Annotated in this window: 8 protein-coding genes and 1 pseudogene; all 9 read right to left on the bottom strand. The window is 36.5% G+C overall.

Going from position 1 to position 7,474, the window contains the following annotated elements; translation table 11 throughout:
• Positions 1-624, bottom strand: a 624-nt coding sequence (locus C1642_RS20005) for a catalase (protein ID WP_228153999.1), incomplete at its 3' end; no start/stop codon positions are given.
• A 118-nt stretch (positions 625-742) separates the two neighbouring features.
• Positions 743-1,369 (bottom strand): hypothetical protein, encoded by a 627-nt coding sequence (locus C1642_RS18475; RefSeq protein ID WP_103236727.1) that lies wholly within the window; start codon positions 1,367-1,369, stop codon positions 743-745.
• Between the two features lie 201 nt (positions 1,370-1,570).
• Positions 1,571-2,173 carry a TetR/AcrR family transcriptional regulator gene (locus C1642_RS18470; RefSeq protein WP_032039008.1) on the bottom strand — a complete coding sequence of 201 codons (603 nt, stop codon included), beginning with the start codon at positions 2,171-2,173 and terminating at the stop codon, positions 1,571-1,573.
• A 751-nt stretch (positions 2,174-2,924) separates the two neighbouring features.
• Positions 2,925-3,899, bottom strand: coding sequence for a hypothetical protein (locus C1642_RS18460; protein WP_103236726.1), 975 nt, complete (start codon positions 3,897-3,899; stop codon positions 2,925-2,927).
• A 121-nt stretch (positions 3,900-4,020) separates the two neighbouring features.
• A complete protein-coding gene (locus tag C1642_RS18455; protein ID WP_103236725.1) occupies positions 4,021-4,446 on the bottom strand; it encodes a hypothetical protein in 426 nt (141 codons plus the stop codon).
• Between the two features lie 376 nt (positions 4,447-4,822).
• A complete protein-coding gene (locus C1642_RS18445) occupies positions 4,823-5,206 on the bottom strand; it encodes a PaaI family thioesterase (protein ID WP_103236724.1) in 384 nt (127 codons plus the stop codon).
• A gap of 77 nt (positions 5,207-5,283) precedes the next feature.
• Positions 5,284-5,889, bottom strand: a complete 606-nt coding sequence (locus C1642_RS18440) for a DapH/DapD/GlmU-related protein (RefSeq protein WP_103236723.1) — start codon at positions 5,887-5,889, stop codon at positions 5,284-5,286.
• A complete protein-coding gene (paaX, locus tag C1642_RS18435) occupies positions 5,876-6,841 on the bottom strand; it encodes a phenylacetic acid degradation operon negative regulatory protein PaaX (RefSeq protein WP_000062822.1) in 966 nt (321 codons plus the stop codon). The genes C1642_RS18440 and paaX overlap by 14 nt, the downstream gene beginning before the upstream one ends.
• Positions 6,842-6,894: 53 nt before the next feature.
• A pseudogene (locus tag C1642_RS18430) lies at positions 6,895-7,474 on the bottom strand (phenylacetate--CoA ligase); the annotation flags it as partial.

The following is a 7,474-nucleotide window of genomic DNA, read 5'->3' as shown; positions in this document are numbered from 1 at the left end:
TCGCAATATAAAGGCATTTACGACATAAAATTCTGCACCGCTGAAACTACCGGTTAATGGCATCTTGGCCTTTTGCTCAATAGACTTACGTGCTTCGGGATATTCTTTTAAAAACGCCTCAACAAGGGCTGGATCAGGTTTCCCAGTAGACGGAACTGGTTTAAATGCTTTTTGCTGCGCCAAAAAACCTTCAGCATTTCGCGTCGGGAAATAAGGAAAGTTGTTTAATTTCATACGCCACTGCGAATGATCGGCTGGAGAAAGTAATAAAGCCATACTCACTGTTGCGGTAGAATTATCTGCCGCATGCGGATTACCGCTTCCAATAGAAAATCGGCCAATTGCTGGTATATCAGACTTGGCAAATACAGTGGCTTTAGAGAGTGCTGCTGCCGCACCATTACTATGGTAAGTGCCATCAAAACAAATACCTTTACCGTGTGCACGTCGATATCCGGGATCAAAGTTTTTTAATGTGTCACCCAAAAAAGTTTTGGATGTTGTTCGATGTCCAAATAGACCAGCGGTCCAAGCAAATGCTAATACTAAAGCGCCTGCGATTACAGCAATACCCACGAATCGCAGCCAGTACTTCTTTAGCGTTTTAAAATTCAAATTATTCATTCTTCATCCTGTGTAAATTATATAGCTGCATTTATAAAGAAAAGTTTTATCCTATAAAATACGCAGGACTTCTTATCCTGTCGTCCTTTTCAACCAAGAAAATAATTTACGCTTAAGCTTATTTTTTTATAGGTAGTAGTAAAACAGGGTCTTCAATATCGTAACCAGTTTCTTCTGGAACCCCCAAATATTTAACGACAACCAACCTATTATTTTGTTTAGGCACACTATAATTTTGGGAAATTTTTATTGCTTTGCTGTAATGAACCGCAACATGGGTCTTACTTTGTAAAGACGGCGATTTTACAACATATTCTGTTTTATATTGCGTGATCTTTCCTGAAGGATCAAACCAAGCTGATACTTGATTCTGATGAGTTTTTAATGTTTGAATTTTTACAGTCTTACTATTACTTACGACTAAGGGGGTTAAATTCCTTTTAATTTTATTAAGTGCCTTATTAAACGCTGTACTATCTTGATCATAATCAATCTTATGTGTTTTTGGATTGATATAGAGAGATTTAACTTCAATAAGTTTATCAGGCGATTTACTATTTAATAGATAATAATATAGTTGCGGCAGACGTCCTCGGCCATCTTCATAATGTCTTAATACATAAAGTTTCTTCTCTTTTTGCTGATAGCCCAATACTTCAATTTTTTGTCCACCCCCTACTGTCGCATAGGTATGTGCGGATAAGGTAAGAATCGTGCTAAAAGTTAAAAATTTTAGAAATTTCATCGGTTCATATCCTTGTGATCTGGTAACTATATTGTATAAATATCAATTAGATTAAAATGACACTTGAGTAAGTGTTACTTGCTGTTTTTATATTCTTTTGTACACAAGCAGTTTTTTTAAGGGGGCTTTATTTATTATTTCTCTCCCCCCTTCAAAACAACTCGTCTAGCTTTTACATATAAACCCTCATAGAAGAACAGGCTAACACTTGCTAGCATCGACATGAGTAAACATACATGGACTAAAATTTCTAACAAAAGAGTTTAAAAAACAATCCAACATCTTTTCCTGCTCGATTGCCCCATCTGAGCTTAAAAGCTGAATGATTGTACCCTCCACCATATATACAAATAGCTTGGCATCATTAAAAGAAGCATCTGCGTTTAGCATTCTAAGCTGACTATAAATTTCATTTTTGAGCCATGTTCTATAGCGCATTGCGGTCTGATAGGCGTTGGGATAACTATTTTTAATCTCAAATATGGCTTTAAATAATAAGTAATACGGCCCTTCTAAATCGGTATGTAAATAATAAAGCTTCTTAAGTTTATCTATTGCGGGGGTACTTAAGTCATACTCGACCATTGCGACTACTTGCTCTTGGAGCTTTTCTTTTTGCACCATCAGGCAAATTTCAATAAGCCGCTCTTTTGAGTGAAAGTAATTATAAAAAGTCGCTTTCGTAATTTCTGATTCTTTCACTATTCTATCGACCCCAATAAGGTGAAACCCACGGTGGTGAAACAGATCAATTGCTTTATTTACAACATATAAGGTACGTGTTGGGAGAACTAAATTTGGCATAGTTTTACCGTTATAAAAATTTTTGTTGTATGTAGAGATAAAAAAGCCTGTGCCCTTTTTGGGAGAAAAAAAGGCACAGCAAAGCCGTAAAGACTGTGCTTGGCACATCTCAAGTTTGTTATTGCTGAGTTTTAAGTAAAAATGACTTTAAGCCTGAAAACCTTAGGGCAATCAAGCTGCTTTAATTTTTAAGCTGTGTCGTTATAGCTTTTGGCATTGAGAGCCAAGAAATATTGGATGTGCAAAGCCAACTCCTTTTTATTGGGAGTTCTGCCAGACATTTATAGAATTATGGTGGCAGAACGAAGGGGGTTCGCGGACTGGCCTTAAGATTCCAGCACACCCAAAGGTGTCCCCCTCCGTTCCACCATAGAGGGGGCACGAGGGTGTACACACTAAAAGTATAAAACCTTTAATGCTCTTAAGGGACGATCCGCGACGATCGACTGGCAATGTAGGCCAGCAGGCAAAGAATAGTGCCCAACCCTTTTACAGTCAAGCACGTAAAATGCCATTTGTTTTAAATTAAATCATTAGAAAAGCAAGGCTAAATAATGAGGGAGTTATTGTTAAGTGGGGGTTGTTGAGAGGAATAAAAAACAGCCTTGGGAGGCTGTTTTTAGGGGTAGAAAAATTTTGTATAGATTATATTCAATAAAATACGACCAATATATATTTATCATTCTAAGTAAACAGTAAAAATTACTCCACATTTCTAAAACAAATTATTTTTTACCATTTATTTTTGATATCAAAGTTTCATATATATTGCTAATGGATCAATTACTAATTCATTTTTAAGTAAATGACGTATAGTTTTTTCCAAGCTACAATAAGTTTGTAGTAGATTATGAATTGCAGGGCCCAACCCTTCAGGTTGATCTAAGATGCTAGTAGAAATTTCTTCAGTTTTTTCATTAAATTGGATACTTAACTTTTCCTCTTCGGTAAAACTCTGACTTAAAGTACCTATAACAACAAATTTTTTATATGTATATCTTCCATATTTACTGACAAAAAGATCTTTAGGTTCTCTTAAGTAAGATTCCGATAAGTAAGAAGTAACTTTAATATGGCCATGATACTGTGAAATAGCCAACTCATCTTTAAAACCATAGGTCAAAATCGTATACATCTTATCCAGATAGGTGGAATCAAGATTTAATCCAGCTTCTAAGGCCATTTCTTTAATATTGTTGAATCTTTTTAATTCGTTATCTAATTGTCGAATTATTCCTTTATCTCTCGTAAGTCTCTTTTGATCTTCTAATACTTTCTTTTGGTGCGCTAAATTTTCATGATTTGTTATAAAGAATAATGCTTCACCATAAGTATTAAAATTTTTAAATAGATCAATAAACTTATGGTAATCATCAAACCGAATTTGACTTTCAAATCTAATAAAAGGTTTCGATGTTAGTATTTCAGAAGTAAGAGTTTTACTATCATAATTATTGAGATCTAAGATATATTCAGCCTCAATATCTTTTTCTAAAAGATTAAACGCATAATCATGTAAATATTTGGTTTCAACAGACGAATTAGCTGTTTCTATGAAATCAACCAATTTTTGACCACTACCAACTACACCCTTTTGCTCTTCACCTTTGTTTTCTACAGAGCTTGACGTAGAAACTAATTCTTTTGTTACACCACTAAAAACTTGTGATGAAAATGAGTAAAGCTTTTCTGTATCAATATAAACGTAATAACGTAAATCTTTCATCTTTTTCTCTTCAAATAATCTTCATAATGTTTTTTCCTAGTATCATTATACGATTTAAATGCAAAGTATAAAGATACCGATACCATTATAAATGTCAGAAGTATAATAAAAAAATCCATCTTTATCCTCCTGCCATTTTAGAAGTATTATTTAGATAGTTAAAGAACCTAAAACCAATTATGAAATTAACAACAGCTATAACTATCGAGCATATTAATAAGTTTGTCCCATTTACTAATTCTTTCCCACCTTCACTTATAAGGGATAAACAAAGCAGAAAAGAAAGTGCAATCAGCCAAAGTATCCCTAATATCTTATTTCGTTCTCGCCACAAACTACTTTTAGGATCAGCGATATTATCAATTTCCGTAAGAATAGAAAGTTGAATAATCAATGAAAAGAGAATGATATCCCCAATAGCATAAGCGTTAATCTTAATAGTAGAATCTTGGGTAAAGAAGCAAATTAAGAGACGTAAAAGAATGGGTAAAAAAGCTATCCCTACTGTATAGCCTAACCATCTAAGTGATTTTAGATTTGAAAACATTTTTGATATTTTTCTCAACTAATGAACACACTATACATAATAATACTGATGTTCTATAACTATTTCTTTTGTAAATTTATATAGACCTTCCTTTTTTGTTGTTTATTTCTCATAATAACCACCAATTTTAAATTTAGTAAATAGAATTTTATAACAAATTATTATCAATTTGGCATGAGACTACTTGAGGTCAATTTTATAATTTCTTTTAAAAATAACTATTAATTTTCAAATAATTAAAAAAATAAAATACTCTGATCAAACATGTTGAAGGTGAAACTAACATTAATAGAAAAGCCCTTTCATATGCTTCAATCGCTTTAAGTAAAAATGGCTACAGGCAAGCCCAACCACTCTGCTCAAAACTAACCATATATCACGGCGCAAGCCTATAACACGTAGATGTAAACAAAGCGACTCTATTATTCAAACCGTCTGTTATCAACACTTCATAATGCGCAAATTTTTTACTACTTCCAACCTTGGTTGCCGTTGCAAATAACACTCTATCTTTCGCACCGCTCATATAGCGAATATCAGCCTGTAAGCCAGTATACGGCGCATCCCCTGCATTACAAGCCATCGCAAAAGCGATATCAGCTAAAGAAAATATGACACCACCATGCACGCCGCCCAAGGCATTCATGTGTTCGTCTTTTACATTAAGCTTGCAACATGCTTCATCAAAACTGCGATGCAGCACTTGAACACCCAATAGCTCTGCGAATTGATCAACCGCAGTGGTTTCCATTTTTTGCACAAACGTCTCCCTACTCGTGCGAGTATTCCTTAAGTGTTATAAACCTATATGTATTGAAATCGACTTGTTAAGAGTCGTTAAACGCTATCTTGTTTAATTTGATAGTTTGAAGAACTAAAGTCCTTATAGGTCAGGCGGTCATCCAACTCTGCGCTTAAAGGCTGAACTTCTTGCATTGAGTTTAAGCAGCGCTGTGCAAGCTCAATGTATTCTTGCGTGCCTCTGGTTTTCCACTTTTTTTCTTGTTCTGACAAATCACGTGCAACCTTGGCAGGACTACCCATTGCCAATACATTTGCCGGAATTATATCTTTGGTTTTGACCAGACTATTTGCGCCAATAATAGTATTTTCACCAATTTCGGCATAGTCCAAAATTACGCTGTTCATGCCGACCAAAACATTTTTTCCAATGCGGCAGCCATGCAAAGTTGTGCCATGCCCAATGTGCCCCATTTCCTCAACTAAAGTTACGCTTTGCGGAAAGCCATGTACGGTGCAGCTATCTTGTATATTGGCATTTTGCTTAATATGAATACGACCAAAATCGGCACGCAGTGAAGCAAATGGCCCCACATACACGCCCGCTTCAATAATCACATCACCAATTAAAACAGCAGTTGGGTGTACAAAAGCCTCTGGGCTAACGACGGGAATAACACCGTCAATACTATAACAAGGCATGATTTAACCTCTCATTTGTCGCCACCAAACCTCCGAAACGGCGCCAGTAATGTGCTGTGGCATTTGGCATTGGTCCTTCTGCTGTTGCGGCAACAGACAAGAAGTATTCATCGGCAGGTTCAAATACTTTTTTATAAATATTCATTGATAAAGTTCGTGCACTAATCGCGGGCCAGTCAGTTGGCAACAACTCAAGCGGTAATGCAGGGTCTTTCAACAAAATCCGTCGATAATAATGAATCAGCAAAGTTCGAATTTGAAAGGCCTGAACAGGTTCGAGTTGTTCGTTTTCCTGCATCAGCAACACGCCAATTTCTCTAAAAATATCGAGAAACTGTAGGTATCTTTGCCGTAACTCATCGATTGGCCAGTTGGTTCTGAGCATACGACCAATGGTATCGACCGAGTTATTAAAGAGCTGCAAGGTTTCGGCTTTAAACACCACCACTTGCTCACTCATATTTAAGTCAACCAACAAGCGTTGCAGTTCAATACGGTTACAACCCGGATAAGCCATTAGGTTTGTCGAAATATTGGCAAATCCTAACCATTCGAGTTCTTTCTTTAACAACGCTTTATTTTCAGTGTCGAGGCTAGACATCAGAATAAGATCCCAATAATGGTCCCACTCTTTCATCTGGTCGTTATAAATGCGTTGCTCGGCCTGCAAATAAGTCGAACGGCTCGAATCGGTAATTCGATAAAAGCTGGTTCTGCCGATTTTGTCTGAACATAACCAATCATTTTTAACTAAACGAAAAACAGAGGTTCTTACAGCGCGGTCATTAAAACCAAATAGCTCTAATAACTGAATCAGGCTTGCAAGACTGATATTTCCACCCCGATGAAGTACTGAATCTCCAAAAATTGTCGAAATAAGCGAAGTTCCACTTAAGGTTTCATTCTTTACAACAGAATCAATTATTTGCTGTATTTTTGCACTCATACTCATGTCTTGGCGTTTAGTTTCAGGGTATAGATTCTATACCCTGAATGATCTTGATGTTAAGCAATCTGACGCATATCGATTACCCGCTTTGCCTTACCTTCCGAACGAGGTAAGGTCGCTTCTGTCACAACTTCTACAGTAACGCTAATCCCAATCATGGTTTTAATGCGTTTCATCAACTCCTGAGCAAGTTGATTGGCCTGTATAGTACAGTTATGACACATCTCTGTACGAATATGCAAAGTATCCATATGGCCTTTTTTAGTCACCAAAATTTCATAATTTGGAACTAAATGCGGAACTTGCAAAATTTGCTCTTCAATCTGAGTCGGGAAAACGTTTACGCCTCGAATAATTAGCATGTCGTCACTACGACCCACAATTTTATCCATCTTACGCATTGCCAGATTTTCACCCGGTAGTAAGCGGGTCAAATCACGAGTACGGTAACGAATAATCGGTAAGCCTTCTTTGGTAATGGTGGTAAAGACTAGCTCGCCAAGTTCGCCATCTTTACAGACTTCACCCGTTTCAGGGTTAATAATTTCTGGGTAGAAATGATCTTCCCAAATGGTTAGCCCTTCGCCCTCACCTAAGCACTGCATCGCAACACCTGGCCCCATCACCTCAGACAAG

The sequence above is a fragment of the Acinetobacter sp. AKBS16 genome (genome assembly GCF_002899995.1).
In the GTDB taxonomy this organism is placed as follows: Bacteria; Pseudomonadota; Gammaproteobacteria; order Pseudomonadales; family Moraxellaceae; genus Acinetobacter; species Acinetobacter baumannii.
This window is presented reverse-complemented; position numbering and strand designations above follow the sequence as displayed.

Coding starts and splice junctions, on each gene's coding strand:
- C1642_RS18475 (WP_103236727.1), bottom strand. CDS start 1,369: ATGAAATTTCTAAAATTTTTAACTTTTAGCACGATTCTTACCTTATCC.
- C1642_RS18470 (WP_032039008.1), bottom strand. CDS start 2,173: ATGCCAAATTTAGTTCTCCCAACACGTACCTTATATGTTGTAAATAAA.
- C1642_RS18460 (WP_103236726.1), bottom strand. CDS start 3,899: ATGAAAGATTTACGTTATTACGTTTATATTGATACAGAAAAGCTTTAC.
- C1642_RS18455 (WP_103236725.1), bottom strand. CDS start 4,446: ATGTTTTCAAATCTAAAATCACTTAGATGGTTAGGCTATACAGTAGGG.
- C1642_RS18440 (WP_103236723.1), bottom strand. CDS start 5,889: ATGCCTTGTTATAGTATTGACGGTGTTATTCCCGTCGTTAGCCCAGAG.
- paaX (WP_000062822.1), bottom strand. CDS start 6,841: ATGAGTATGAGTGCAAAAATACAGCAAATAATTGATTCTGTTGTAAAG.